This window comes from Streptomyces sp. NPDC093111, assembly GCF_040683955.1.
Classification (GTDB): domain Bacteria; phylum Actinomycetota; class Actinomycetes; order Streptomycetales; family Streptomycetaceae; genus Streptomyces.
The window spans coordinates 291,980-316,133 of record NZ_JBFBNW010000007.1; the positions used below are offsets into that span (position 1 = coordinate 291,980).

The following is a 24,154-nucleotide window of genomic DNA, read 5'->3' on the forward strand; positions in this document are numbered from 1 at the left end:
TCCTTTCTGCGCGGGTCCCGCGCGGGCGCACGGGCGCGCCCCGGACGGGGGCCGTGCCCGCGGCCGGCCGCGGCCGCGGGTGCCTCCGGCCGGGGCCGGTACGGGGCGGCGGTCCGGGAAGACGCCGCCCCGCGCTTCTGGTACGGGCCCTCCGGGGCCGGGTGCGCTCCGTCAGGAGCCGGCGCCCTGGCGGAAGCGGGTGGTGCGGTGGACCGGGTCCGTGTCGATCTCGGGGATCACGTGCTCGCCGATGAGCTTGATGGAGTTCATCGTGTCCTCGTACGAGATCCCGATCGGCAGGCCGAAGGAGAGCTGGTCGGCGCCCGCGCGCTCCCAGCGCTTGCACTGGGCGAGCACCTCGCTCGGGTCGCCGCAGATCATCAGCTCCTCCGCGATGAGGAGTTCGATGATCTCGGCCGAGTACTCGGGGAGCAGCTCGGGCCACTCGGGGACGCCCTCGGGCCGGGGGAAGGTGTCGTGGTAGCGGAAGAGCAGCGACTGGAGGTAGTTGAGCCCGCCGCCTACGGCGATCTCGACGGCCTTGTCGTGGGTCTCGGCGCAGATCGCCGTGGAGGTCACCATGACGTTGTCGTTGACGAAGTCGCCGACCGCCTTGGCCTCCTTGATCGCGTTCTTGTAGGACTCGACGACCCACTCCATGTCGGAGACCTTCTGCACGCTGAAGCCGAGGACGCCGAGGCCCTTCTTCCCCGCCATGGCGTACGAGGCGGGGGAGCCGGCCGCGTACCACATGGCCGGGTGGGACTTGCCGTACGGCTTGGGCAGGATCTTGCGGGGCGGCAGCGACCAGTGCTTGCCCTGGAACCCCTCGTACTCCTCCTGGAGCCACATCTTGGGGAACTCGGCGATGGTCTCTTCCCAGATCTCCTTGGTGTGGTTCATGTCCGTGATGCCCGGGAAGAAGCCGAGGATCTCGTGGGAGCCGGCGCCGCGCCCGGAGCCGAACTCGAAGCGCCCGCCGGAGAGGTGGTCGAGCATGGCGACCTTCTCGGCGACCTTCACCGGGTGGTTGACCTGGGCGAGCGGGTTGAAGATGCCGGAGCCGAGGTGGATGCGCTCGGTGGCGTGGGCGAGGTAGCCGAGGTAGACGTCGTTGGCGGAGAGGTGGGAGTACTCCTCCAGGAAGTGGTGCTCGGAGGCCCAGGCGTACTTGAACCCGGACCTGTCCGCCTGGATGACGTACTCGGTCTCCTCCATGAGGGCCTTGTGCTCGGCTTCGGGATCGGTCTCGGCCCGCTTGCCGACGTATCCCTGTACGAAGATCCCGAATTCCACGGAAGGTCACCGTCCTCGTGAGTTTCTGACGAATCGTCAGATCAGCGATGTGCCCGACTGTCGCACCGTGCGACGGGGGCGTCAATACCTGATGGTGCGTCAGAAACACTCAGAAGAGGCTGACGCCCGCCAGCCAGCCGCCGTCGATGACGAAGGGCTGGCCCGTGATGTACGCGGAGTCCTCGCCGGTCAGGAAGAGCGCGAGGGCCGCCACCTCCTCCGGCCGCCCGATCCGCCCCAGCGGCACCAGCTTTTGGTACAGCTCCGCCGTGGCCGCCGGGTCGACGCCCTCCGGGTTGCTCATGGCGGTGTCGATCGCCCCCGGGCAGACCGCGTTCACCCGGATCCCCTTCGCCGCCAGCTCCAGCGCGGCCACCCGGGTGAGCCCCAGCACGGCGTGCTTGCTCGCCGCGTAGGCGCCGACGCCCGCCATGCCGGTCACGCCGGTGTACGAGGCGGTGTTCACGATCGTGCCGCCGCCGGCCGCCGCGATCTCGGGCGCCACGGCCTTGATGCCGAGGAAACAGCCGACCTGGTTGACCCGCACGATCGCCTCGAACTCGTCCAGCGGCGTCGTCACCAGCTCGTTGAAGCGCAGGATGCCGGCGTTGTTCACCAGGCCGTCGATCCGCCCGAAGCGGTCCTTCGCGGCGGCCACCGCGGCCGCCCACTCCGCCTCGGACGTGACGTCCAGGCGCACGTAGTGCGCCCGGTCCTCCCCCAGCTCCTTGGCGAGCGCCTCGCCGGGGCCGTCCAGGACGTCCCCCAGGACCACCCGGGCCCCCTCGGCGGCGAAGAGCCGCGCCTCCTGCTCGCCCTGCCCGCGCGCCGCGCCCGTGATGACGACGACGCGCCCGTCCAGCTTGCCCATGCGGTGACTCCTCCTAATTGAGGTGCGGAGCGACCTCGGCCGCGAACGCGCCCATCTGGTCGATGAGTTCGGCCCGGCTCCGGCAGCGGAACCGCACCTGGATCTGGTCCACGCCCATCTCCCCGTAGGCGCGCAGCGACTCGGCGAGCGCCTGCGGCTTGCCGGTCAGGGTGCGCCGTCCGGTGTTCCAGTCGGGCTGCCCCACGTACAGCGGTTCGGCGATCGCCCCGACGGTGAACGGCGCCTCGACGCCGGCCTCCTCGCGCAGCCGCCGCAGCCGGACGATCTGCTCGGCCAGCCGGTCGCGCGGGTCGCCCTGCGGCAGCCAGCCGTCGCCCTTGACCGCGGCCCTGCGCACGGCGGCGGGCGAGGAGCCGCCGATCCAGACCGGGACGCGTTCCTGCGCGGGGCGGGGGCGCTGCCCGAGGTCCCGGAAGGAGAAGCGTTCGCCGCTGTGCTCCGGGAACTCCTCGGGCCCGAGCGCCGCCCGCAGCGCGTCGACGGTCTCGTCGAGCACGCCGCCCCGCCCGGCGAAGTCCACCCCGAGCGTCTCGAACTCCTCCTCCAGGTGCCCGGCCCCGACCCCGAGGACGAGCCGCCCGCCGGAGAGGTGGTCGAGGGTCGCGTACGCCTTGGCCGAGATCAGCGGGTGGCGCAGCCCGACGAGCGCGACATGGGAGACCAGCCGGACCCGCTCGGTGGCCGCCGCCAGGAACGAGAGGGTGGCCACCGGGTCGTACCAGATGGTGCTCATCGCCCCGGCGAGCCGGCGCGGGACGGCGACGTGCTCGCAGCTCGCGATGTAGTCGAAGCCGAGGGCGTCGGCCGCGCGGGCGACGGCGATGAGGTCGTCGGGGCCCGCGGCGGCCTCCCAGGGCTCGGCGTAGATCGTGCTCTGGGACTGGACGGGCAGCTGCATGCCGTAGACCACCATGGGGACTCCCTCATCTGACGTTCCGTCAGTTACGGCGACGGCCCCCATGCTGTCTTCTGACGTGCCGTCAGGCAAGGGGTGTGCCGGGTCCGCGTACGCCGGGAGTCGCGGACCGCGCTTTTCTCCAAGACCGGGGACGGGTCCGTGCCGCACGGTGGGTGCGGCAGCCCCCCTGCCCCTCCCCGTGGCCCACCCGGGCCCTCGTCGAACGGACCCACCCCATGCGTACCCTGCTGCGCCGCGCCGCCCAGACCGGCACCGCCCTGCTCCTCGCCGCCGGCGCCCTCACCCTCACGGGCGGGTCCGCCCAGGCCGCCACCTACGACGGCGGCGACCCGGGCACCGCCAACTGCGGCGGCACCACCAGCACCGTCCAGTCGGCCGCGATGACCGACCAGCACGGCACCCACCTGGGCACCCTGGAGCTCCGCTACAACTCGGGCTGTCGCACCGCCTGGGCCCGGATCACCATGGACTACACGCAGAGCGCCTGCGGCAACGCCTCCGCCGGCGTCGCCTGCCCCAAGGCGTGGGTCATCCGCAACTCCGACGGCCGCCAGTACACCTGCACCGTCACCCAGGGCCACAACTCCTGCTACACGCCGATGGTCAACGACGCCGGCGTCAGCTCGTACGCCCAGAGCTACACGGACACCGCCGGCGGCACCAAGTACACCCGCACCGGCAGCTACTGAGAGCGGAAAGGCCCTCCACCACCATGCGTGACCTCCTCCGCCGCACCGCCCAGGCCGGCACCGCCCTGCTCCTCGCCGCCGGCGCCCTCGCGCTGACCGGCGGATCCGCCCAGGCCGCCACCTACGACGGCGCCGACCCGGCCGCCACCAGCTGCGGCGGCACCACCAGCACCGTCCAGTCGGCGTCGATCAACGACCCGTACTTCGGCACCCACGTCGGCACCATCGAGCTGCGCTACAACTCCGGCTGCCGCACCGCCTGGGCCCGGATCACCCTCGACGGCACCCAGTCGAACTGCGGCAACGCGTCCGCGGGCAAGGCGTGCGCCCAGGCGAAGGTCGTGCGCAACTCCGACGGGCGCAGCTACTCCTGCACCGTCGCCGTGGGCGGCAGCTCCTGCTACACCCGCATGGTCAACGACGCCGGGGTCTCCTCGTACGCGGAGGGATTCGTCGACGTCGCCGGCGGCATCAAGTACGTGCGGACCGGCTCCTACTGATCCGCGCCTCCCCCAGCCCCCGCCCGGTCCGCCTCCCTCGGCGGGCCGGGCGGGCCCTTTTCGGGCGGCGGGCCGGGGCCCTGCGGGGTCCGCGACGTCACGCCCTACGGCCGCCAGAGGCCGTCCTCGGTGAGGCCGAGGAGGTCGATCGCGTTGCCGCGCACGATCCGCTCGACCACGTCCGGCGCCAGGTGGCCCATCTGCGCCTCGCCGACCTCACGGGACTTGGGCCAGGTGGAGTCCGAGTGCGGGTAGTCGGTCTCGTAGAGGACGTTGCCGACCCCGATGGCGTCGAGGTTGCGCAGTCCGAAGGCGTCGTCGAAGAAGCAGCCGAAGACGTGCTCGGCGAACAGCTCCGACGGCGGGCGCAGCACCTTCTCGGCGACCCCGCCCCAGCCGCGGTTCTCCTCCCACACGACGTTCGCGCGCTCCAGGATGTACGGGATCCACCCGATCTGGCCCTCGGCGTACATGATCCGCAGGTTGGGGAAGCGTTCGAACTTGCCGCTCATCAGCCAGTCGACCATCGAGAAGCAGCAGTTGGCGAAGGTGATGGTGGAGCCGACGGCCGGCGGCGCGTCGGCGGACGTGGACGGCATCCGGCTGGACGAGCCGATGTGCATCGCGATGACGGTGCCGGTCTCGTCGCAGGCCCGCAGGAACGGGTCCCAGTGGTCGGTGTGGACCGAGGGCAGCCCGAGGTGCGGCGGTATCTCGGAGAACGCGACCGCGCGCACGCCCCGGGCCGCGTTGCGGCGGACCTCGGCGGCGGCGAGCTCCGGGTCCCACAGCGGGATCAGGGTCAGCGGGATCAGCCGGCCCCCCGCCTCGGGGCCGCACCACTCCTCGACCATCCAGTCGTTGTAGGCGCGGACGCCGAGGAGACCGAGTTCACGATCGGCGGCTTCTGTGAAGGTCTGACCACAGAATCGGGGGAAGGTCGGGAAGCAGAGGGCCGACTGGACGTGGTTGACGTCCATGTCCGCGAGCCGCTCGGGCACGGAGTACGAGCCGGGCCGCATCTGCTCGTAGGTGATGACCTCCAGCCTGATCTCGTCGCGGTCGTAGCCGACGGCGGTGTCGAGCCGGGTCAGCGGACGGTGCAGGTCCTCGTAGACCCACCAGTCGCCTATGGGGCCTTCGTCCCCTTTGGCACCCATGACGGGGGCGAACTTTCCGCCCAGAAAGGTCATTTCCTTCAGCGGGGCACGGACGACCCGGGGGCCGGTGTCCCGGTAGCGGGACGGGAGCCGGTCCTGCCAGACGTGCGGGGGCTCCACGGTGTGGTCGTCCACCGAGATGATCTTGGGGAAGCTCTCCATGCGTTTCACGGTAGCGCCGATCTGACGGTTCGTCAGCTGATGTGTCTCCCACCGATCCCGGATCGGCCGACCCGATGCTGACGCGCGCCCTCCGGACAAGGCAGACTGTCTTGGGCGAAACCAGCGGTACGGGCAGGGGGAGCTAATGGACCGTGAGAACGGGCCGCGGGTTCCGGAGCAACGCACTCCGGCAACGGTTTCCGAAGGGACCGGCACCGGGCCGGCCGAGGAACCGCGCTCCCGCGTGCCCGGAGACGGGACCGGCGGGACGGACGAGACCGGCGGGAAGTACGGGACGGACGGGACGGACCACGCCGCCGACGTAGCCGACGCCGCCGACGCCGCCGACGCCTCCAGGGCTGCCGACGCCGCCGGTACGGGCGGGACGGGCGACGCCCCGGCCCCCGGCACCGACGCCCCGGCCGCCGACGCCCCGGCCGCCGCCGGCTCGCTCCGGTTCGGCGTCCTCGGGCCCGTCCGGGCCTCGCGCGGGGACCAGGTGCTGCCCACCGGGTCGCCCCAGCAGCGCGCCCTGCTCGCCGCGCTGCTGCTGCGCGACGGGCGGACCGCCACCGCCGGCGAGCTGATCGACGCGATCTGGGGCGAGGAGTCGCCCTCCCAGGCGCTCGCCGCGGTCCGTACGTACGCCTCGCGGCTGCGCAAGATCCTCGACCCCGGCGTCCTCGTCAGCGAATCCGGCGGCTACGCCCTGCGCACCACCGGACCCGGCCTCACCCTGGACCTCGCCGAGGCCCACGAGCTCGCCGCCGAGGCGGACCGGCTGCGCGCCGCCGGGCAGCGCTCCGCCGCCCGCGAGCTGCTCGCCCGGGCGCTGGGCCTCTGGGAGGGCGAGACCCTCGCCTCGGTGCCCGGCCCGTACGCGGACACCCAGCGCACCCGCCTGGAGGAGTGGCGGCTGCGGCTCCTGGAGACCCGGCTCGACCTGGACCTGGAGGTCGGCGCCCACGCGGAGGCCGTCTCCGAGCTGACCGCGCTGACCGCCGCCCACCCGCTGCGCGAGCGCCTGCGCGAACTCCTCATGCTCGCGCTCTACCGCTCCGGCCGGCAGGCCGAGGCCCTCGCCGTGTACGCGGACACCCGCCGCCTCCTCGCCGACGAACTCGGCGTCGACCCCAACCCCGAACTCGCCCGCCTCCAGCAGCGCATCCTCCAGGCCGACGCCGAACTCGCCCGGCCCGTGGACGCGCAGCCCCCGGCCGCCGCGCCCGTCGCCCGCCCCGCGCAGCTGCCGGCCACCGTGCCCGACTTCACCGGCCGCGCCTCCTTCGTACGGGAGCTGGGCGGCCGGCTCGCCAGCGCCGAGGGGCACGTCATGGCCGTCTCGGCGCTCGCCGGGATCGGCGGCGTCGGCAAGACCACCCTCGCCGTGCACGTGGCCCACGAGGCCCGCCCGCACTTCCCCGACGGGCAGCTGTACGTGGACCTCCAGGGCGCCGGTTCGCGGGCGGCGGCCCCGGAGACCGTCCTCGGCGCCTTCCTGCGGGCCCTCGGCACCCCCGACTCCGCCATCCCCGACTCGCTCGACGAGCGGGCCGCGCTCTACCGCTCCACGCTCGACGGCCGCCGCGTCCTGGTGCTCCTCGACAACGCGCGGGACGCCGCCCAGATCCGGCCCCTGCTGCCCGGCACGGCCGGCTGCGCCGCGCTCGTCACCAGCCGCATCCGCATGGTCGACCTGGCCGGCGCGCACCTCGTCGACCTGGACGTGATGTCGCCCGAGGAGGCGCTCCAGCTCTTCACCCGGATCGTCGGCACCGAGCGGGTCCAGTCCGAGCGCGAGGCCGCCCTCGACGTCGTCGCCGCCTGCGGTTTCCTGCCGCTGGCCATCCGCATCGCCGCCTCCCGGCTGGCCGCCCGCCGCACCTGGACGGTCTCCGTGCTCGCCGCGAAGCTGGCCGACGAGCGGCGCAGGCTGGACGAGCTCCAGGCCGGCGACCTGGCCGTGAAGGCCACCTTCGAGCTCGGCTACGGGCAGCTGGAGCCCGCCCAGGCCCGCGCCTTCCGGCTGCTCGGCCTCGCCGACGGGCCCGACATCTCGCTGGCCGCCGCCGCCGCCGTCCTGGACCTGCCGGAATGGGAGACGGAGGACCTCCTGGAGGCCCTCGTCGACACCTCCCTGGTCGAGTCCGCCGCGCCGGGCCGCTACCGCTACCACGACCTCGTACGCCTCTACGCGCGTGCCTGCGCCGAGCGCGACGAACAGCCCCCGGCCGAACGGGAGCTGGCCCTCTCCCGCCTGCTCGACTTCTACCTGGCCACCGCCTCCCGGGTGTACGCCCTGGAGCGGCCCGGCGACCGTCTCGTCGACCACCTGGAGGCCACCGCCTACCAGGGCCTCGCCTTCACCGACCGGCACGCCGCCCAGGACTGGCTGTACGCCGAGGCCAACTGCCTGCTGGCCTGCGTCCGCCAGTCGGCGGCGACGGCGGGGACGCTGCGCCGGGCGGTGGACCTGCTGTGGGCGGCGCTCGACCTGGGCGAGTCCGGCACGAACGCGAAGGAGTTCGAGGCGATCGCCTCGGGCGTCCGGGACGCGGCGCACGGGTACGGGGACGTGCGCGCCGAGGGCCGGGCCCTCATGGCGCTGGCGGGCATCCACCACACGGCGGGCCGCTTCGAGGAGGCCGACCGGGACGCGACGCTGTCGCTGCGCTGCGCGGAGGCGGCCGGCGACCCGCTGCCCGCCTGCTGGTCGGCCAACGCGCGGGGCATCATCGCCCTCTACCAGAACCGGTTCGAGGAGGGCGAGGTGCATCTCGCCCACGCCATCGAGCGGTTCCGCGGCATCGGCGACCGGCCCGGCGAGGCCAGCGCCCTGTGCAACCTGTCCCGGATCCACCTGGCCACCGGCCGCACCGCGCGGGCGATCGCGCTGGCCGAGGAGGGCACGGCGATATACGACTCGATCGGGCACTCGCTGCGCGGCGCCAACGGGCGCTACGCGCTGGGCCTCGCGCTCACCGAGGCCCGCCAGCTCGGACCGGCCGTCGACCGGCTGCGCGAGGCGCTGGAGGTGTTCCGGGACAGCCGGCAGCGCCTGTGGGAGGGCATGACCCTGTTCCGGCTCGCGGAGGTGGACATCGCCGCGCGGCGGCCCGCCCAGGCCGCGTCCAACGCGGAGATGGCGCTCACGGTCCTGCGGGGCATCGGCGGCGAGTGGCGCCGCGCCAACGTGCTGACGGTGCTCGGCCGGGCCCTCGGCGGCATCGGCCAGTCGGGGCGCGCCCAGGTGTGCTGGCGGGAGGCGCTGGACGTCTTCGAGGGGCTCGGCTCCCCCGAGGCGGCCGAGGTCCGCGAGCTGCTGAACGTCAGCAGCGCGGCCTGACCGCAGGCGCCGGGCCGGTCCCGGCGGGCGTGCCGGACCGGCCCCACAAGCCCCGGCCTGCGCGTTCATCGTTCGTTTATCGCCGAACGGCACGCTGATCCTGTCGATCCGTCGCGTCGGGGGGCACACGGGTCACCGGCAAGGCCGTCATCGCCGGCAACTAGGGTGAGCGGCCACGAAGGATCCGTCCGGCTGGTTCACGGGGGAGCGGCCGGACGGATCCGAACGCCGCAGCCCCACCCTTCAGGCAGGAGCAGACGAGATGAGCAACCCGATCGAGCAGGACCCGGTCGTCAAGCCCCAGGACATGCACGCCACGGGCGGCACCGAGAGCGGGATCGTGACGAAGGACATGCACGCCACGTCCGAGCCCGCGATCGACGCCATCACCGCCAAGGTCACGGGCAAGGGCGGCGGCGACCTCACGACCATGGACATGCACGCCACGTCCGAGCCTGCCAAGCCGGCCAAGCCGGCCATCTGAGCCACACGCCACGGGGCGGTTCCGGCGGCGCCATCGGGGGAGTCGCCGGGGCCGTGGTCGTCCGCAGAGCAAGGCCGCACCGGTTCGGGGGACGCCCCCGGGTCGGGGGGATCCGTGGGGCACGGTCCGGTGCGGTGGGGGGCGGGCGACCGCAGGACGGAGGGGCCGGGTGCACACCCGGCCCCTCCGTCGCACGTCACGGGGGGTGCCGCCGGCGGCGGACCTGACGAAGTACGCGGCCCGATCTCGCACTCGCGTTCGATGTCCGCGATGATCGATCACGTTCGGAAGGGCAGACGGTGGGGACCGTCCGCCCGACCAGGACGAGGCACGCCACGCGCGCGCAGGGGGGAGGGCCTGGACCGGCACAACCGGTCCAGGCCCTTTTGCGTACCGCCGCGCGGAGCTCAGCGGGCGCGCAGTTCGCCCTTGAGCACCTTGCCGCTCGCGTTGCGCGGCAGCTCCGGGACGAACTCGACCTCGCGCGGCACCTTGTAGTTGGCCATCTCGCGGCGGGACCAGGCGATCAGGTCGTCCGCCGTGAGCGTCGAGCCCGGACGGCGGACCGCGAAGGCCTTGCCGACCTCGCCGAGGCGGGCGTCCGGGACGCCGACGACGGCGACGTCCGCGATGTCGGGGTGCAGGCCGAGCAGTTGCTCGATCTCCGCCGGGTAGGCGTTGAAGCCGCCGACGATGAACATGTCCTTGATCCGGTCGGTGATCCGCAGGTTCCCGGACGCGTCCAGGACGCCCACGTCACCGGTGCGCAGCCAGCCGTCCGGGTCGATCGCCGCCGCCGTCGCCGCCGGGTCCTCGAAGTAGCCGGCCATCACGTGGAAGCCGCGGACCAGGACCTCGCCCGTCTCGGAGAGGCGCAGCTCCGTGCCCGGGACGGCGCGGCCGGAGGTGCGCGCGATGACCTCGGCGGGGTCGCCCCGGCGGCACATGGTGACGATGCCGCTCGCCTCGGAGAGGCCGTACGCGGTGAGGACGGTGCCGACGCCCAGCTCCGTCCGCAGCCGCTCCACCAGCTGGAGCGGGACCACCGCCGCGCCGGTGACGACCAGGCGCAGCGAGGACAGGTCGTACGCGCCGCGGGCCGGGTGGTCGAGGAGGGACTGGTGCAGGGTGGGCGGGCCGGGCAGGACGGTGATCCGCTCGGCGGCGATGTTCGCGAGGACGGTGTCCACGTTGAAGACGGGCTGCGGCACCATCACCGCCCCGCGCTGGAGGCAGGCGATGACGCCCGCCTTGTAGCCGAAGGTGTGGAAGAAGGGGTTCACGATCAGATAGCGGTCGCCCTCGCGCAGCCCCGCGAGTTCGCCCCACAGGGCGTAGCAGCGCAGGGTCTGCCCATGGGTGATGACGGCGCCCTTGGGGCGGCCGGTGGTGCCGGAGGTGTAGATGATGTCGGAGGGGTCGGAGGGGGAGATCGTGGCGGCCCGGGCCCACACGTCGGCGGCCGGGACCTCGTTCCCCTCCGCGAGGAAGGACTTCCAGGTGGTGTAGCCGGGGTCGTCGGGCGCCGTGTCGCCGAAGACCACCACCCGTTCCAGGTCCGGAAGTTCCACGCCCGCGCGGCGCAGCGAGGCCACGTACGAGGTGCCGAGGAAGGTGCCGGTGACGAAGAGCAGCCGGGCCCGGGAGCGGGCCAGCACGTCGGCGGCCTCGGCGCCCTTGAATCGGGTGTTGAGCGGGACCAGGACGGCGCCCGCGGTGACCGCGCCGAGGGCGGAGACGATCCAGTCGAGGGTGTTGGGCGCCCAGATGCCGACCCGGTCCCCGGCCCGTATCCCGGTGGCGAGACAGGCGGCCGCCGCGCGTTCGACGCGCTCGCCGAGTTCGGCGTACGTGATCCGCGTGCGGCCGTCGACGACCGCCTCGCGCTCCGCGTACCGCTCGGCCGCCCGGCGCACCGCCTCGGGTATCGAGCTCCACTCCATCGCCCACCCCTCCCGTAGCTGACTATCCGTCAGATTAGCTGTAGCCTGACGCGCTGTCAGCAGTGCTGCCGGGCCGGGAGGACCACGTGCTCAAGGACGCAACAGCCATCGTCGGGATAGGCCAGACCCCCTTCGCCAAACAGCTCCCGGAGTCCGAGCGGACCCTCGCCTGCCGGGCGATCCTCGCCGCCCTCGACGACGCGGGCATCGCCCCCTCCGAGGTCGACGCCTTCGCCTCGTACACCATGGAGGAGACCGACGAGGTCGAGGTGGCCAAGGCCATCGGCGCCGGAGACGTCACCTTCTTCTCCAAGGTGGGATACGGCGGCGGCGGCTCCTGCGCCACCGTCGGACACCTCGCCGCCGCCATCGCCTCCGGCCAGGCCACCGTCGGCGTCGCCTGGCGCTCCCGCAAGCGCGGCAGCGGGCCGCGCCCGTGGAAGAACACCGCCGTCCAGCTGCCCACCCCCGGCCAGTGGACCCGCCCCTTCGGGCTGCTCCGCCCCGCCGACGAGATCGGCATGCTCGCCCGCCGCTACATGCACGAGTACGGCGCCACCCGCGACCACCTCTTCAACGTGGCCCTCGCCTGCCGCAACCGGGCCAACCAGAACCCCGCCGCGATGATGTACGAGCGCCCGCTGACCCGCGAGATGTACATGACCTCCCGCTGGATCAGCGAACCCCTCTGCCTCTTCGACAACTGCCTGGAGACCGACGGGGCGCTGGCCTGCGTGATCGTCTCCGCCGAGCGGGCCCGCGACTGCCGGCAGAAGCCCGTCTACGTCCACTCCGTCGCCCAGGGCCTGCCCGCCCAGCACCACGGCATGGTCAACTACTGGAACGACGACCCGCTGTCCGGCCCCGCCTGGACCGCCGCCCGACACCTGTGGAAGCAGGCCGACTTCGGGCCCGACGACGTCGACGTCGCCCAGATCTACGACGCCTTCACCCCGCTCATCCCGCTCTCCCTGGAGGGCTACGGCTTCTGCGGGCGCGGCGAGGGCGCCGCCTTCACCGAGGGCGGCGCCCTGGAGATCGGCGGCCGGCTCCCGCTCAACACCGGCGGCGGCGGGCTCTCCGAGGCGTACGTCCACGGCTTCAACCTCATCAACGAGGGCGTCAAGCAACTCCGCGGCGTCTCCACCGCCCAGGTCCCCGACGCCGCCACCTGCCTGGTCACCGCGGGCGAAGGCGTCCCCACGTCCGCGATCCTGCTGAGGAGCTGAGACCCATGGCCCTGCTCACCCCCGTCACCGACGAGGACGGCGCCCCCTTCTGGGAGTACACCGCCCGCGGCGAACTCCGCGTCCAGGCCTGCGCCGCCCCCGACTGCGGCGAACTCCGCTTCCCGCCCCGCCCCTGCTGCCCGCACTGCCAGTCCTTCGACAGCGAGTGGCGCCGGATGTCCGGGCGCGGCCGGATCTGGTCCTTCGTCCTCCCCCACCCGCCGCTGCTCCCCGACTACGCCGAACAGGCCCCGTACAACGCGGTCCTCGTCGAACTCGCCGAAGCCCCCCGCATCCGCCTCGTCGGCAACGTCGTCGCCTCCCCCGACGCCCCGCTGAACTCCGTGGACCCAGCCCGGCTGCGGATCGGCGCCGCCGTGAAGGTGGCGTTCACCGAGATCGACGGGGTCACCGTGCCGCGCTGGCTGCTGGAGCGCGGATGAGCGGCTCCGGGATCCTCGTCGAACGGGACAAGGAGACCGGCGTCGCCGTCGTCACCCTCGACCGGGCCGAGAAGCACAACGCGATCACCCTGGAGATGGCCCGCACCCTCGCCGAGACCTGGCGCGGCTTCCGCTACGAGGACGGGATCCGCGCGATCGTCGTCACCGGCGCCGGCGGCCGGGCCTTCTGCACCGGCGTCGACCGCGCCGCCGCCACGGACCTGCCGCAGCCCTCCTCCCCGTACACGATCGACGATCCGCTGCTCACGATCGGCCCCAAGGCCAACGACCTGTGGAAACCGGTGATCGCCGCCGTCGAGGGGATGGCCTGCGGCGGGGCGTTCTACCTGCTCGGCGAGGCTGAGTTCCTGATCGCGGGCGAGGACGCCGCCTTCTTCGACCCGCACACCACCTACGGGATGGTCTCCGCCTTCGAGACCATCCACATGGCCCAGCGGATGCCGTACGGGGAAGTCGCCCGGATGGCCCTCATGGGCACCGCCGAACGGGTCTCCGCCCGGCGCGCGTACGAGACCGGCCTGGTCTCCGAGCTGACCGCGCCCGGCGGGGCGCTCGCCGCCGCACGGGAAGCCGCCGCCGTCATCGCGGACTGTCCGACCGAGGCCGTACAGGGCACGGTACGGGCCCTGTGGTCGGCCCGGGAGGCCGCCCGCGCCCAGGCCCTGGCCCACGCCCCGCACCTGGTGACCCTCGGGAACCTGCCGCCGGAGCGGCAGGCCGAGCGGTTCACGAGGCGGACGACGGGCTACCGGACGCGGTAGGGGTGGGGGTGGCGGAGCCGCCGGACTGCGGGGTCACCTCGTACACCGCGCAGTGCTCCACCTGGCCCACGCTCCCGGGGGACCGCATCGCGACGTCGTAGAGCCGGGAGCCGCCGCCCTTCAGGTCGACCAGGACCTCGCCCTGGTCGACCCGCGAACCGTCGGTCCGGTCGAACTCCAGGACGATGCGGTACCGCCCCGCCTCCCCGTCGCGCGCGGTGACCCGCACCGTGGCCGTGGTGTCGGCCTTGCGGGCCGGCGTGCCCTTGCGCTTCTTCTGCGCGGGATCCACACAGTCGACGACCTCGACCTCGATGTCGGAGGAGGGGCTCGCCGTCGGGGAGGACGTGCCCGTCGAGCCACCCGAGCCGCTCGAACCGCTGCTGCCGCTGCTGCTGCCGCCGTCGTAGTCGTCGTAGTCGTCGTTCTTCTTCTCGGAGCTGGAGCAGCCACCCCCGCCCCCGCCCCCGCCGCTGCTCTTGCTGCTGCTCTTGCTCTTGCCGGACTTGCTGCCGGACTTGCCGCTGCCACCGCTGTGGCCGCCGCTGCTGCTGGTCTGGAAGCCGGTCAGCGCGAGCACCACCACCGTGAGCGTCGCCGCCAGCTTCAGCCGTGTGCGGACCATTCCCCGCTCCCCCCGTACTTTTCGCCGTGTCCGCGTCACCCTAGCGCCGGGTCCGCGCCACCTGGCGGGGCCCCCACGGCGGGCGTAGCGTCGACAGCGAGAGCCGGACCCGAGGAGGCCGATCGATGATCCGCAACGTCGTCGGCTCGGTCCTGGCCCTCGCCGGAGCGACGGCCGCCGTCTGGAGCCCCTTCCGTGCCTGGTACGACGGCCGTCACGGGCGCGACTACGCCATCGACGAGCTCTTCACCGGCATCACCGGCGGCCGGTCCTCGCTGCTCGGCTCGATCCTGCTGCCCTTCGCCTTCGCCGCGCTGCTCACCGTCCTCGGCGTCGTGCTGCGCTCCCGGCTGCTGGTCGCCCTCGCGGGTCTGGTCGTGCTCGGCTTCACGATCCTGTGGATGGTGCGGGTCGGACAGGCGCAGGGCAGCCTCACCGTCGGCGCCGACGGGCACGGTCTCGGCGACGGCGTCGCCAACGCCCTGGGCGGCGGGGTGCTGCTGCTCCTCGGCGCGGTCGTGATGTCGGGCCGCTCCGGACGCCACCGCACCCGGGTCGACCAGGTCCCGCCGCACGCCACGTACCCCGCGCACTCGACCCCCGACGGGTCGCGGGAGCAGCCGACGCGGGCGTACGGGACGCCGCCCGAGGAGCCGTACGCGTACGGGCCGCCGGAGGCCGCCCCGCCGCCCTCGTCGGACGTGCCCTGGGACCCGGCCCGCGACGAGACGCCACCGCCCCCGGGGCATCGGGCCTAGGGGGCGGGGCGGGCCCGGGTGGGGCGGTCGGGCGGGCTCAGGCGCCGCGGTTGGTCGCCGTGCCCTTCACCGCGTCCAGCGCGTACACGCAGCGGTCCTTGCTGCACGCGTACACGACGCCGTTCCTGGCCACCGGCGAGCCGGTGATCTCGCCGCCCGTCGCCAGCTTCCAGCGCAGCTGGCCGCCCGTGGCGTCCAGCGTGTACAGGACGTGGTCGGCCGAGCCGAAGTGCACCCGGCCGTCCGCGACGACGGGGGCGCCGATCAGCTCGCCGCCCGCCGCGAACCGCCACTTCGGGGTGCCGGTGACCGCGTCCAGGGTGTAGAGCGCGCTGCCGCTGCCGACGTGCACGTTGCCGGCGGCGACCAGCACCGGCTCGGTGGACTGGCGGGGCTCGGTGGCGATCCGCCAGCGGTCCTTGCCGGTGGTCGCGTCGAGCGCGTACACCGTGCCCAGGTGGTCCACGAGGTAGACCCCGCCGCCGGTGACGGCCGGGCCCGGCGCGAAGGCGGGCGGCGCGAGGAAGACGGCCGGCGCCTCGAAGTGCCAGCGGACGTGCCCGGACGCGATGTCGACGCACAGCACCCGGGTGCCGGCCGCGACGTACACGCAGCCGTCCTCGGCCGGGGCCACCCGCACCGGCACCTGCGCGCAGGAGGCGGCGTCGCCGACCGGGTACGACCAGCGCTCCACGCCCGTGCGGGCGTCGAGCGCCTGGAGCCGGGCGTCGCGCCACACGTACACGGTGTCGCCGTGCACGGCGGGCCCGCCCTCGGGCGTCTCGAAGTCGGTCTGGGCGCCGGTGATCTCCCACAGCTTGGCGCCGTTGGACGCCTCCCAGCCCTGGACACCGCCGCCACGGGTGCCGGTGACGACGGTGCCCCGGTCCACCTGGAGGGAGTACACCCAGGCGTCCGTGTGCAGCCGCCAGCGCTCGGCGCCGTCGAGGGCGTCGAGCGCGTACAGGGTGGGCCCGTCGGAGGCGTGGATCCGGCCGCCGGCGACCGCCATGGACCAGGCCACGTCGCGGGTCTTGAACTGGCGCCGGCCGCTCGCCGTGTCCAGCGCGTGCACCTCGAAGGAGGTGACGTAGAGCAGGTCGCCGTCGACGACCGGGGTGCCCCACACGTCGTTGGACATGCGGAAGCGCCAGGGCCGCCAGTGGCCGGGCGCCTCGGGGGCCGGCGGGGCCTGCTGGGCCTCGGGCGCCCGCGCGGGGCCGGGCAGCGGGCGGGAGCCGGGCGGCGGGCCGGGCTCGGCGCCGCCCGCGGCGCCGCCGGGCGGGCGGATCCAGCCGGTGGCGGTGCCCGCGGCGGCCCCGAGGCCGACGCCGACGGCGGCCCGGGTGTCGGCGACCCGGGGGCCGGGGCCGATCGGCACGGTCCCGCCGCCCAGCCGTACGGGACCGGAGTCGGGCACCGGGGCGGCGGCGGGACCGGCGTGCCGGCCGCCACCGGGACGGTCGCCGTACGGGTCGGAGGGCCGGTCGGAGGGCCGGCCGGCGCGCGGGTCGCCGGTCCAGTCGGCGGGCTGCCGGGGCGGGCGCGGCGGCATCGGCGGGTCGGCCGGGGGCCGCGGGGGGCTGGGCCGGCCGCCGCGGCGGGTCTCGATCATGGCGGTGGCGCGCTGCGGCAGCCAGGCCGCCGCCGTACCGCTGTCGTCGCTGCCGGCGCCGAAGAGGTGCGGGGCCAGCTGGGCCTGGAGGTCGGCCGGGGTGGGGCGCTTGCTGACGTCCGTCTGCATGCAGGAGTCGATCAGCGGGCGCAGCTCGTCCGGCAGCCCCTCCAGGTCGGGGCCCTCGCGCAGCAGCATGAAGACGGTCTCGACCGGGTTGGCGCCGTGGAACGGGGCGTGCCCGGTGGCGGCGAAGACCAGCATGGAGCCCAGCGAGAAGACATCGCTCGCGCCGGTGACGCTGCGCGAGTCGCGGGCCTGCTCGGGGGACATGTAGGCCGGGGTGCCGACGGCGACGTTGGTCATGGTCAGGCGCGTGTTGGAGACGCCCGACGCGATGCCGAAGTCGATCACCCGGGGGCCGTCCTCGACGACGAGGACGTTGGAGGGCTTGAGGTCGCGGTGGACGAGGCCGGCGCCGTGGATGGACTGCAGGGCCTCGGCGACGCCGGCCGCGAGCCAGCGCACCGCCTGGGCCGGGAGCGGCCCGCACTCGTTCACTATCTCTTCGAGGGAGGGCGCCGGTACGTACGCCGTGGCGAGCCACGGCACGGCGGCGCGCGGGTCGGCGTCGACGACGGCCGCCGTGTAGAAGCCGGAGACCGCCCGCGCGGCCTCGACCTCGCGGGTGAAGCGGACGCGGAACAGCTGGTCCTCGGCGAGCTCCGTCCGTACGGTCTTGATCGCCACGCGCCGCCCGGACGCCGAGCGCGCGAGATAGACGAGGCCCATTCCGCCCGCACCGAGCCGGCCCAGCACCTCGAAGGGCCCGATCCGTCTCGGGTCGTGCTGCGTCAGCTGCTCCACTTGCCTGCCACCTCCCCGTAGGGCCATGAGGGTACGGCCCCGTGGACCCTGATTGTTCCTGTCCGAGGCGGTGGTGGCGAACCCGGGGGCGGATCGGGGTGTCCTGGCTCATATCGGCGTACATGTCGCCGTTCATATCGGCGTTCTATCGGCGTGCGTTTCGGCGTTCGTACCGGCGTTCGCGTCGGCGTTCGCGTCGGCGTTCGTGCCGGCGTTCGTTTCGCCGCGCGTGCCGTCGCCCGTCAGGCGGGCTCGGCCAGGACGGCGAAGCGGGCGCCCTGGTTGTCGTGGAGGACGGCGATCCGTCCGTGCGGGGTGTCGAAGGGGGCGGTGGCGACCCGGCCGCCGAGGCGTACGGCGGTGGCGCAGGCCGCGTCGCAGTCGCGGACGGCGAAGTAGGGGAGGACGTGGCCGGGCAGCGCGGCGGGGAAGGCGGCGGTCATGACGGCCCGGCCGCCGAAGGCGCTGTCGTCGCCCGCGCGGGAGCCGGGCGGGGACCAGACGCGGTAGTCGAAGGAGCCGTCGCGGCCCTCCTCGGCGGGGTCGGCCTGGCGGCCCAGCCAGCCGAAGACGGTGGCGTAGAAGGTGTCGACCGCCTCGGGCTCGCGGGTGTACACCTCCATCCAGCAGAAGGCGCCGGGCCGGTTCACGGTCTCGAAGCCGTCGTCGTCACCGGACTGGCGCAGTCCGAAGACGGCGCCGCCGGGGTCGGCGGCGAGGGCCCGGACGCCGAAGGGGCCGACGGGGTAGGGCTCCATGACCATCCGCCCGCCGGCGGCCTTGATCCGGGCGGCGAGGGTGCCGGCGTCGCCGGTGGCGAGGTAGACGGTCCAGGTGGTGGGCATCCGGCCGTCGCGCTTGGGGAGGAGGCCGGCCACCCGCCTGCCGTCGAGGAGGGCCTCGTCGCGGTCGGGGTCGAAGCTCCAGCCGAAGAGCTCGCCGTAGAAGCGCTTGCCCGCTTCGAGGTCCGGGAGCTGCGCGTCCACCCAGCAGGGGGTGCCCTGTGTGAATACGGCCATGGCCTCACGCTAGGGTCCGTCCGCGCGCCCCGCACCCGCCTAAAAACGAACATATGTGCCTTTAGGGGGTCCGGAGCCCTTGCCCCACAAGGGCTCCGAAGCAGTTGTCCACCGAAGTTGTCCACAGGCTGTTAATAAGCCTATTGGGGAGAGGGCCGTGGATCCGGGGCCGGATACCCATTTGCAGTCGGCCGAATCGCGCCCCGATCACCCCTCGGTAAGCTGACGGCATGACAGGACAAGTACGCACCGTCGACGGCCGCGTGGCCGGACGACGCGGCCAGGCGACGCGGCAGAAGCTGCTCGACTGCCTCGGCGAGATGCTCAGCTCCTCGCCCTACCGGGACGTCAAGGTCATCGACGTGGCCCGGAAGGCGGGTACTTCACCCGCGACGTTCTACCAGTACTTCCCTGACGTCGAGGGCGCAGTCCTCGAAATCGCGGAGGAAATGGCCAAGGAGGGCGCGGGATTGACCGATCTCGTCTCTGGCCGCTCCTGGGTCGGCAAGGCCGGCTGGGCGACCTCCGAGGAACTGGTCGAGGGATTCCTGGACTTCTGGCGCCGGCACGACGCGATCCTGCGGGTGGTGGACCTCGGGGCCGCCGAGGGCGACAAGCGGTTCTACAAGATCCGCATGAAGATCCTGAACTCGGTCACCAACTCCCTGACGGACGCGGTGAAGGAGCTCCAGGCGAAGGGCAAGGTCGACAAGGACGTCAGCCCCGCGGCGATGGCGGGCTCGCTGGTGGCCATGCTGGCGGCGGTCGCCGGCCACCAGAAGGGCTTCCAGACCTGGGGCGTGAAGCAGGCCGAACTGCGTCCGAACCTGGCCCTGTTGGTGCACCTGGGGATCACGGGCAAGAAGCCGACGAAGTAGCCCCCGCGAGCCCTCAGGGCTCTCCTTCACCCGTCCTGTCGCGCCGGCGGCGGTCCCGCGCTCGTACCTGTCGTACGGGCCCGGGACTGCCGCCGGCGTTCTTTCACCCCTCCGCCGGAGTGGTCCTGGTCAGCCGGAAGAGCCGGATCTCGCGGTCGATCCGCGCCTGGTACGTCGCGTACGGCGGCCAGAAGACCAGCGCCGCCTGCCAGGCCGCCGCCCGCTCCTCCCCCGCGAGCAGCCGGGCCCGTACGGGGAAGCTCTCGCCGCGCCAGCTGACCTCGGCGTCCGGGTGGGCGAGCAGGTTGGCGGTCCAGGCCGGATGGCCCGGGCGGCCGAAGTTGGAGCCGATCAGCAGCCAGGTGCCGTCCGCCGGCTCCGGCATGCAGGCGAGCGGGGTGACCCGCGGCTGCCCGGACTTCGCCCCCTTGGCGGTCAGGACCACGCCCGGCAGCATCTGCGCGCTGAGCATCACCTTGCCGCGGGTCAGCCGGTGCACGGTCCGGTCCATGGCGGGGATGACGTGCGGGGCGACCTTGGCGAAGGCGCGGGTGGAGGAGACCTTCTGCATCATGCGCAGTCCGATCGGCACCTAGGCCACCTCCCCGAAGAGTCCGCTGCGTTCGGCGGCGCGGGCGCGCAGCCGGTGGGCGGGGCCGAAGAGGAGCTCGCCGGCGGCCGCGCGCTCGACGTACAGAGCGGGGTCGTGCTCCCCGCCGCCGCCGGTGCCGCCGTGCGGCTGGACCGTCTCCGCGGCGGCGGCCCGCAGCGCTTCCAGGGCCTGCGCGAGGGCCAGCGCGCCGGCCTCCGGCGCCGCGTCGTCGAGGGCGGCGCAGAAGGTCAGCGAGCGGGCCGTCTCGACCTGCGCCAGGAGGTCGGCGAGGCGGTGCCGGACCGCCTGGAGGGAGCCGGCCGGGCGCCCGAACCGCTCGCGGGCGGCGGCGTGCCCGACGGTGCGGTCGAGGATGCCGCGGGCCGCGCCGACCGCCTCGGCGGCGAGGGCGACGGCCGCGGTGCGCCCGGCGGCGGCGAGCGCCGCGAGCACCGCCGGGGCCTCCGCCGCCTCCTCCCCCAGCAACTCCCCCGCCACGTCCCTGAACTGGACGGTGGCCCGGGACCGGGTGACGTCGAGGGCGGGCTGCCGCCGCCGTACGAGCCCGGCGGCGTCCGCCTCCGCCCGGACGAGGAAGAGCAGGGTGCGGCTGCGCGGGAAGCCGCCGGCGTGCGCGGCGACCAGGAGCAGCCCGGCGCTGTGCCCGTCGAGGACCTGGACGGCCTCGCCGTAGAGCGACCAGCGCTCGCCGCCGGGGGGCCGGGTCGCCTGGACGCCGCCGGAGCGCCCGCCGCCCGACCAGGGCTCGGCCGCGTTGTCCCCGGTGAGCCCGAGGGCGAGCGGGAGCGAGCCGCCGGGCAGGGCGAGGGCGCAGGTCAGCGACCCGTCGGCGATCCGGGGCAGCAGTTCGGCGCGCTGCCGCTCGGTGCCGAGGGCGGCGATCAGCGGGGCGACGAGGACGGCGGTGGCGAGCAGCGGGGACGGGGCGAGGGCGCGGCCGGTCTCCTCACAGGCGAGGGCGAGTTCGGCGGGACCGCGGCCGGCTCCCCCGTACTCCTCGGGCAGGGCGATGCCGGGCAGGCCGAGGGCGTCGGCCATGGCGGCCCAGAGTCCGGTGTCGTACCCCTCGGGGGTGGTGACGGCGGCGCGGATCTCGGCCGGTCCTGCCCGCTGAGCGAGGAGTTCGCGCAGGGTCCTGCGGATCTCCTGCTGCTCTTCGGTGACGGCGGCGGTACGCATGGGGCTCCCCTCCGTAACTGACGGGGCGTCATGTTAGAGCGGTGAGCGCCAGAAACACAGCCCGCGGCGCTCCGGAAACAAGGACCCCGACCCTCCCCGTACGGCGCCGGATCCGCCGTATCTGATGTACCGTCAGATTCATGCCCACCACCTCAGGGGACCGCCGTCGCCGCGTCGCCGTCGTCGGCATATCCCTCTCCGACTGCGGCCGCGTCGACGAGGCCACCCCTTACGCCCTGCACGCCCAGGCCGCCCGCCGCGCCCTCGCGGACAGCGGGCTCGACCGCTCCGTCATCGACGGCCTCGCCTCGGCGGGCCTCGGCACCCTCGCCCCGGTGGAGGTCGCCGAATACCTGGGGCTGCGGCCCCGCTGGGTGGACTCGACCGCCGTCGGCGGCGCCACCTGGGAGGTCATGGCGGCGCACGCCGCCGACGCCATCGCGACCGGCCGCGCCAACGCGGTCCTGCTGGTCTACGGCTCCACCGCCCGCGCCGACATCAAGGCCCGCCGGCGCACCTCCAACCTCTCCTTCGGCGCCCGCGGCCCGCTCCAGTTCGAGGTGCCGTACGGCCACACCCTCATCGCCAAGTACGCGATGGCCGCCCGCCGCCACATGCACGAGTACGGCACCACCCTGGAGCAGCTGGCCGAGGTGGCCGTCCAGGCCAGGGCCAACGCGGCGCTCAACCCCGAGGCGATGTTCCGCACCCCGATCACCGTCGACGAGGTGCTGGACGGCCCGATGATCGCCGACCCGTTCACCAAGCTGCACTGCTGCATCCGCAGCGACGGCGGCTGCGCGGTGCTGCTGGCGGCCGAGGAGTACGTGCCGGACACGGCGAAGGCCCCGGTGTGGGTGCTCGGCACCGGCGAGTACGCCTCGCACACCACGATGTCGGAGTGGGAGGACTTCACGGTCTCCCCGGCGGCGGTCAGCGGCAAGCTGGCCTTCGAGCGGGCCGGCGTGACCCCCGCCGACATCGAACTCGCCGAGATCTACGACGCGTTCACCTACATGACCCTGGTGACCCTGGAGGACCTGGGCTTCTGCGCGAAGGGCGAGGGGGGCGCCTTCTTCGAGGAGAAGGGGCGCGCGGACCGCCTGCCGGTCAACACCGACGGCGGCGGCCTCTCCGCCTGCCACCCGGGGATGCGGGGCCTGTTCCTCCTCGTCGAGGCGGTACGCCAACTCCGCGGCGAGGCCCCCGGTCTCCAGGTCCGCCGCCCGGACGGCTCGCTGCCGGAGCTCGCGGTGGCGTCGGGGACGGGGGGCTGGTTCTGCTCGTCGGGGACGGTGGTGCTGGGACGGGGGTGAGCGCCCCGCCCCGCCACCTCCGCCCACCACCCCCAGATCTATACAAGCGTCATAGACAGACGTGTAGGACATCCGTATAGTCAGGAGTGCGGGGCCGTCACGGCCCCGCACCACCCGACAAGGAGTCCCGCCATGCGCGCAGCCCGTACGGTCCTGATCTCCGGCGCCTCGATCGCCGGCCCCGCCCTCGCGCTCTGGCTGCACCGCTACGGCTTCGCCCCCACCGTCGTCGAGCGCGCCCCCGCACTGCGCACCGGCGGCTACAAGGTCGACCTGCGCGGAGGGGCCATCGAGATCTGCGAGCGGATGGGCATCCTCGCCGAGGTCCGCGCGGCCTCCACGGACATGGCCGGCGGCTCGTACGTCGACGCGCGGGGCCGCACCGTGGGCGAACTGCCCGCCGAGATCTTCGGCGGCCGGGCGGAACAGGACGACGAGATCATGCGCGGCGACCTCGCCCGCATCCTCCACGAGAAGACCCGCGACGACGTCGAGTACCTCTTCGGCGACTCCGTCGCCTCGCTGCACGACGACGGCGAGGGCGTGGACGTCGTCTTCGAGAGCGGCACCCGCCGCCGCTTCGACCTGGTGGTGGGCGCGGACGGCATGCACTCGCACACCCGGGGGCTCGTCTTCGGCGACGAACGGCGGTTCAAGCGGCACCTGGGCGCGTACATCTCGATCTTCACGGGCCCCGACCGGCTCGGCCTGGACCGCTGGGAGACCTACCACGCCCGCCCCGACAAGCTGGTCTCCGTCTACAGCACGTCCGGCGAGCGCGCCGGCACCGCCAAGAACTGCTTCGTCTTCGCCTCCCCCGCCGAGCTCGCCCACGACCACCGCGACACCCTCGCCCAGAAGCGCCTGCTCGCGGAGGCGTTCGCGGGCGACGACTGGGAGATCCCGCACCTGATCGCGGACTCCGCCGACGCCGAGGACTTCTACTTCGACTCCATCGCCACCATCACCATGGACCGCTGGTCCCGGGGCCGCGTCGTCCTCCTCGGCGACGCCGCCCACTGCACCTCCCCCGCCTCGGGCCAGGGCACCGGCCTCGCCCTGACCGGCGCCTACGTCCTGGCCGGCGAACTCGCGGCGGCGGGCGGCGACCACGTGGCGGCCTTCGCGGCGTACGAGACGGTGATGCGGCCGGGCGTGGAGCTCAACCGGCGCTTCGCCGAGAAGATGGTCAAGGAGATGACGGTCTCGTCCCGCCGCAAGATCGCCCTGCGCATGCTCCTGGTGCGGACCCTGCCGAAGATGCCGTGGAGGAACCTGATCGCGCGCATGATCCGGGAGGAGATCCAGCGGGCGGCCCACGCGGTGCCGGTGAAGGAGTACGGGGCGCACGAGAGGAAGGCGACCGAGGGGGCGAGCCGGATGAACCCGGTGAACGGGACACTCCAGGGCATTTGAACCCGTTCGAAATCCGCTACCGG

21 protein-coding genes are annotated in these 24,154 nt (G+C 73.7%); 11 read left to right on the forward strand and 10 right to left on the reverse strand.

Annotated elements, in window-relative coordinates:
- Positions 1-171 precede the first annotated feature (171 nt).
- From AB0Q96_RS14620 to AB0Q96_RS14630, 3 genes are all read right to left on the reverse strand, one after another.
- Positions 172-1,296: an LLM class flavin-dependent oxidoreductase gene (locus AB0Q96_RS14620; protein ID WP_365325234.1), complete on the reverse strand. Its 1,125-nt coding sequence runs from the start codon at positions 1,294-1,296 to the stop codon at positions 172-174.
- A gap of 109 nt (positions 1,297-1,405) precedes the next feature.
- Complete coding sequence (locus tag AB0Q96_RS14625; protein ID WP_365325236.1) at positions 1,406-2,167, reverse strand: SDR family NAD(P)-dependent oxidoreductase; 762 nt, start codon at positions 2,165-2,167, stop codon at positions 1,406-1,408.
- A 13-nt stretch (positions 2,168-2,180) separates the two neighbouring features.
- Entirely contained in the window at positions 2,181-3,101 is a 921-nt protein-coding gene (locus AB0Q96_RS14630; protein ID WP_365325238.1) for an LLM class F420-dependent oxidoreductase, read from the reverse strand.
- 221 nt (positions 3,102-3,322) lie between these two features.
- Between AB0Q96_RS14630 and AB0Q96_RS14635 the strand changes: the two genes are divergently transcribed.
- Positions 3,323-3,796, forward strand: coding sequence for a DUF2690 domain-containing protein (locus AB0Q96_RS14635; protein WP_365325240.1), 474 nt, complete (start codon positions 3,323-3,325; stop codon positions 3,794-3,796).
- 23 nt (positions 3,797-3,819) lie between these two features.
- On the forward strand, positions 3,820-4,296 hold the full coding sequence (locus AB0Q96_RS14640) for a DUF2690 domain-containing protein (RefSeq protein WP_365325242.1): 477 nt from the start codon (positions 3,820-3,822) through the stop codon (positions 4,294-4,296).
- Between the two features lie 104 nt (positions 4,297-4,400).
- Here the strand turns inward: AB0Q96_RS14640 and AB0Q96_RS14645 are convergent, their stop codons facing one another.
- Positions 4,401-5,618, reverse strand: a complete 1,218-nt coding sequence (locus AB0Q96_RS14645) for an amidohydrolase family protein (protein ID WP_365325244.1) — start codon at positions 5,616-5,618, stop codon at positions 4,401-4,403.
- A 145-nt stretch (positions 5,619-5,763) separates the two neighbouring features.
- On the opposite strand from AB0Q96_RS14645, the gene AB0Q96_RS14650 reads away from it, so the two are divergent.
- Positions 5,764-8,964 carry a BTAD domain-containing putative transcriptional regulator gene (locus tag AB0Q96_RS14650; RefSeq protein WP_365325246.1) on the forward strand — a complete coding sequence of 1,067 codons (3,201 nt, stop codon included), beginning with the start codon at positions 5,764-5,766 and terminating at the stop codon, positions 8,962-8,964.
- A gap of 262 nt (positions 8,965-9,226) precedes the next feature.
- Positions 9,227-9,448, forward strand: a complete 222-nt coding sequence (locus tag AB0Q96_RS14655) for a hypothetical protein (protein ID WP_365325248.1) — start codon at positions 9,227-9,229, stop codon at positions 9,446-9,448.
- Positions 9,449-9,855: 407 nt separating this feature from the next.
- Here the strand turns inward: AB0Q96_RS14655 and AB0Q96_RS14660 are convergent, their stop codons facing one another.
- Complete coding sequence (locus AB0Q96_RS14660; protein WP_365325250.1) at positions 9,856-11,391, reverse strand: FadD3 family acyl-CoA ligase; 1,536 nt, start codon at positions 11,389-11,391, stop codon at positions 9,856-9,858.
- 86 nt (positions 11,392-11,477) lie between these two features.
- On the opposite strand from AB0Q96_RS14660, the gene AB0Q96_RS14665 reads away from it, so the two are divergent.
- From AB0Q96_RS14665 to AB0Q96_RS14675, 3 genes are read left to right on the forward strand one after another with little or no spacing between them, the layout of a single operon-like run.
- A complete protein-coding gene (locus AB0Q96_RS14665) occupies positions 11,478-12,620 on the forward strand; it encodes a lipid-transfer protein (RefSeq protein WP_365325252.1) in 1,143 nt (380 codons plus the stop codon).
- A gap of 5 nt (positions 12,621-12,625) precedes the next feature.
- On the forward strand, positions 12,626-13,063 hold the full coding sequence (locus AB0Q96_RS14670) for an OB-fold domain-containing protein (RefSeq protein ID WP_365325254.1): 438 nt from the start codon (positions 12,626-12,628) through the stop codon (positions 13,061-13,063).
- On the forward strand, positions 13,060-13,845 hold the full coding sequence (locus tag AB0Q96_RS14675) for an enoyl-CoA hydratase/isomerase family protein (protein WP_365325256.1): 786 nt from the start codon (positions 13,060-13,062) through the stop codon (positions 13,843-13,845). Before AB0Q96_RS14670 ends, AB0Q96_RS14675 begins: the two co-directional genes overlap by 4 nt.
- On the opposite strand, the gene AB0Q96_RS14680 is transcribed toward AB0Q96_RS14675, so the two are convergent.
- Positions 13,811-14,470: a hypothetical protein gene (locus tag AB0Q96_RS14680; RefSeq protein ID WP_365325258.1), complete on the reverse strand. Its 660-nt coding sequence runs from the start codon at positions 14,468-14,470 to the stop codon at positions 13,811-13,813. The two genes, AB0Q96_RS14675 and AB0Q96_RS14680, sit on opposite strands and share 35 nt — an antisense overlap.
- A gap of 125 nt (positions 14,471-14,595) precedes the next feature.
- On the opposite strand from AB0Q96_RS14680, the gene AB0Q96_RS14685 reads away from it, so the two are divergent.
- Positions 14,596-15,228, forward strand: a complete 633-nt coding sequence (locus AB0Q96_RS14685; protein WP_365325259.1) for a hypothetical protein — start codon at positions 14,596-14,598, stop codon at positions 15,226-15,228.
- Positions 15,229-15,265: 37 nt separating this feature from the next.
- Here the strand turns inward: AB0Q96_RS14685 and AB0Q96_RS14690 are convergent, their stop codons facing one another.
- On the reverse strand, positions 15,266-17,710 hold the full coding sequence (locus tag AB0Q96_RS14690) for a PQQ-binding-like beta-propeller repeat protein (protein WP_365325261.1): 2,445 nt from the start codon (positions 17,708-17,710) through the stop codon (positions 15,266-15,268).
- 242 nt (positions 17,711-17,952) lie between these two features.
- On the reverse strand, positions 17,953-18,729 hold the full coding sequence (locus AB0Q96_RS14695) for a VOC family protein (protein ID WP_365325263.1): 777 nt from the start codon (positions 18,727-18,729) through the stop codon (positions 17,953-17,955).
- A gap of 230 nt (positions 18,730-18,959) precedes the next feature.
- Here AB0Q96_RS14695 and AB0Q96_RS14700 point away from each other — a divergent pair, with 230 nt between their 5' ends.
- Positions 18,960-19,607, forward strand: a complete 648-nt coding sequence (locus tag AB0Q96_RS14700; RefSeq protein ID WP_365325264.1) for a TetR family transcriptional regulator — start codon at positions 18,960-18,962, stop codon at positions 19,605-19,607.
- A gap of 103 nt (positions 19,608-19,710) precedes the next feature.
- Here the strand turns inward: AB0Q96_RS14700 and AB0Q96_RS14705 are convergent, their stop codons facing one another.
- On the reverse strand, positions 19,711-20,199 hold the full coding sequence (locus AB0Q96_RS14705; protein WP_365325266.1) for a nitroreductase family deazaflavin-dependent oxidoreductase: 489 nt from the start codon (positions 20,197-20,199) through the stop codon (positions 19,711-19,713).
- Positions 20,200-21,399 carry an acyl-CoA dehydrogenase family protein gene (locus AB0Q96_RS14710; protein ID WP_365325268.1) on the reverse strand — a complete coding sequence of 400 codons (1,200 nt, stop codon included), beginning with the start codon at positions 21,397-21,399 and terminating at the stop codon, positions 20,200-20,202. It abuts the gene before it with no gap.
- 140 nt (positions 21,400-21,539) lie between these two features.
- On the opposite strand from AB0Q96_RS14710, the gene AB0Q96_RS14715 reads away from it, so the two are divergent.
- Together AB0Q96_RS14715 and AB0Q96_RS14720 are read left to right on the forward strand one after the other, a co-directional pair.
- Positions 21,540-22,715: an acetyl-CoA acetyltransferase gene (locus AB0Q96_RS14715; RefSeq protein ID WP_365325270.1), complete on the forward strand. Its 1,176-nt coding sequence runs from the start codon at positions 21,540-21,542 to the stop codon at positions 22,713-22,715.
- A 132-nt stretch (positions 22,716-22,847) separates the two neighbouring features.
- Positions 22,848-24,131, forward strand: a complete 1,284-nt coding sequence (locus AB0Q96_RS14720) for an FAD-dependent monooxygenase (protein ID WP_365325272.1) — start codon at positions 22,848-22,850, stop codon at positions 24,129-24,131.
- The last annotated feature ends 23 nt before the right edge of the window (positions 24,132-24,154 follow it).

Coding starts and splice junctions, on each gene's coding strand:
- AB0Q96_RS14625 (WP_365325236.1), bottom strand. CDS start 2,167: ATGGGCAAGCTGGACGGGCGCGTCGTCGTCATCACGGGCGCGGCGCGC.
- AB0Q96_RS14630 (WP_365325238.1), bottom strand. CDS start 3,101: ATGGTGGTCTACGGCATGCAGCTGCCCGTCCAGTCCCAGAGCACGATC.
- AB0Q96_RS14635 (WP_365325240.1), top strand. CDS start 3,323: ATGCGTACCCTGCTGCGCCGCGCCGCCCAGACCGGCACCGCCCTGCTC.
- AB0Q96_RS14640 (WP_365325242.1), top strand. CDS start 3,820: ATGCGTGACCTCCTCCGCCGCACCGCCCAGGCCGGCACCGCCCTGCTC.
- AB0Q96_RS14645 (WP_365325244.1), bottom strand. CDS start 5,618: ATGGAGAGCTTCCCCAAGATCATCTCGGTGGACGACCACACCGTGGAG.
- AB0Q96_RS14650 (WP_365325246.1), top strand. CDS start 5,764: ATGGACCGTGAGAACGGGCCGCGGGTTCCGGAGCAACGCACTCCGGCA.
- AB0Q96_RS14655 (WP_365325248.1), top strand. CDS start 9,227: ATGAGCAACCCGATCGAGCAGGACCCGGTCGTCAAGCCCCAGGACATG.
- AB0Q96_RS14660 (WP_365325250.1), bottom strand. CDS start 11,391: ATGGAGTGGAGCTCGATACCCGAGGCGGTGCGCCGGGCGGCCGAGCGG.
- AB0Q96_RS14670 (WP_365325254.1), top strand. CDS start 12,626: ATGGCCCTGCTCACCCCCGTCACCGACGAGGACGGCGCCCCCTTCTGG.
- AB0Q96_RS14675 (WP_365325256.1), top strand. CDS start 13,060: ATGAGCGGCTCCGGGATCCTCGTCGAACGGGACAAGGAGACCGGCGTC.
- AB0Q96_RS14680 (WP_365325258.1), bottom strand. CDS start 14,470: ATGGTCCGCACACGGCTGAAGCTGGCGGCGACGCTCACGGTGGTGGTG.
- AB0Q96_RS14685 (WP_365325259.1), top strand. CDS start 14,596: ATGATCCGCAACGTCGTCGGCTCGGTCCTGGCCCTCGCCGGAGCGACG.
- AB0Q96_RS14695 (WP_365325263.1), bottom strand. CDS start 18,729: ATGGCCGTATTCACACAGGGCACCCCCTGCTGGGTGGACGCGCAGCTC.
- AB0Q96_RS14700 (WP_365325264.1), top strand. CDS start 18,960: ATGACAGGACAAGTACGCACCGTCGACGGCCGCGTGGCCGGACGACGC.
- AB0Q96_RS14710 (WP_365325268.1), bottom strand. CDS start 21,399: ATGCGTACCGCCGCCGTCACCGAAGAGCAGCAGGAGATCCGCAGGACC.
- AB0Q96_RS14715 (WP_365325270.1), top strand. CDS start 21,540: ATGCCCACCACCTCAGGGGACCGCCGTCGCCGCGTCGCCGTCGTCGGC.
- AB0Q96_RS14720 (WP_365325272.1), top strand. CDS start 22,848: ATGCGCGCAGCCCGTACGGTCCTGATCTCCGGCGCCTCGATCGCCGGC.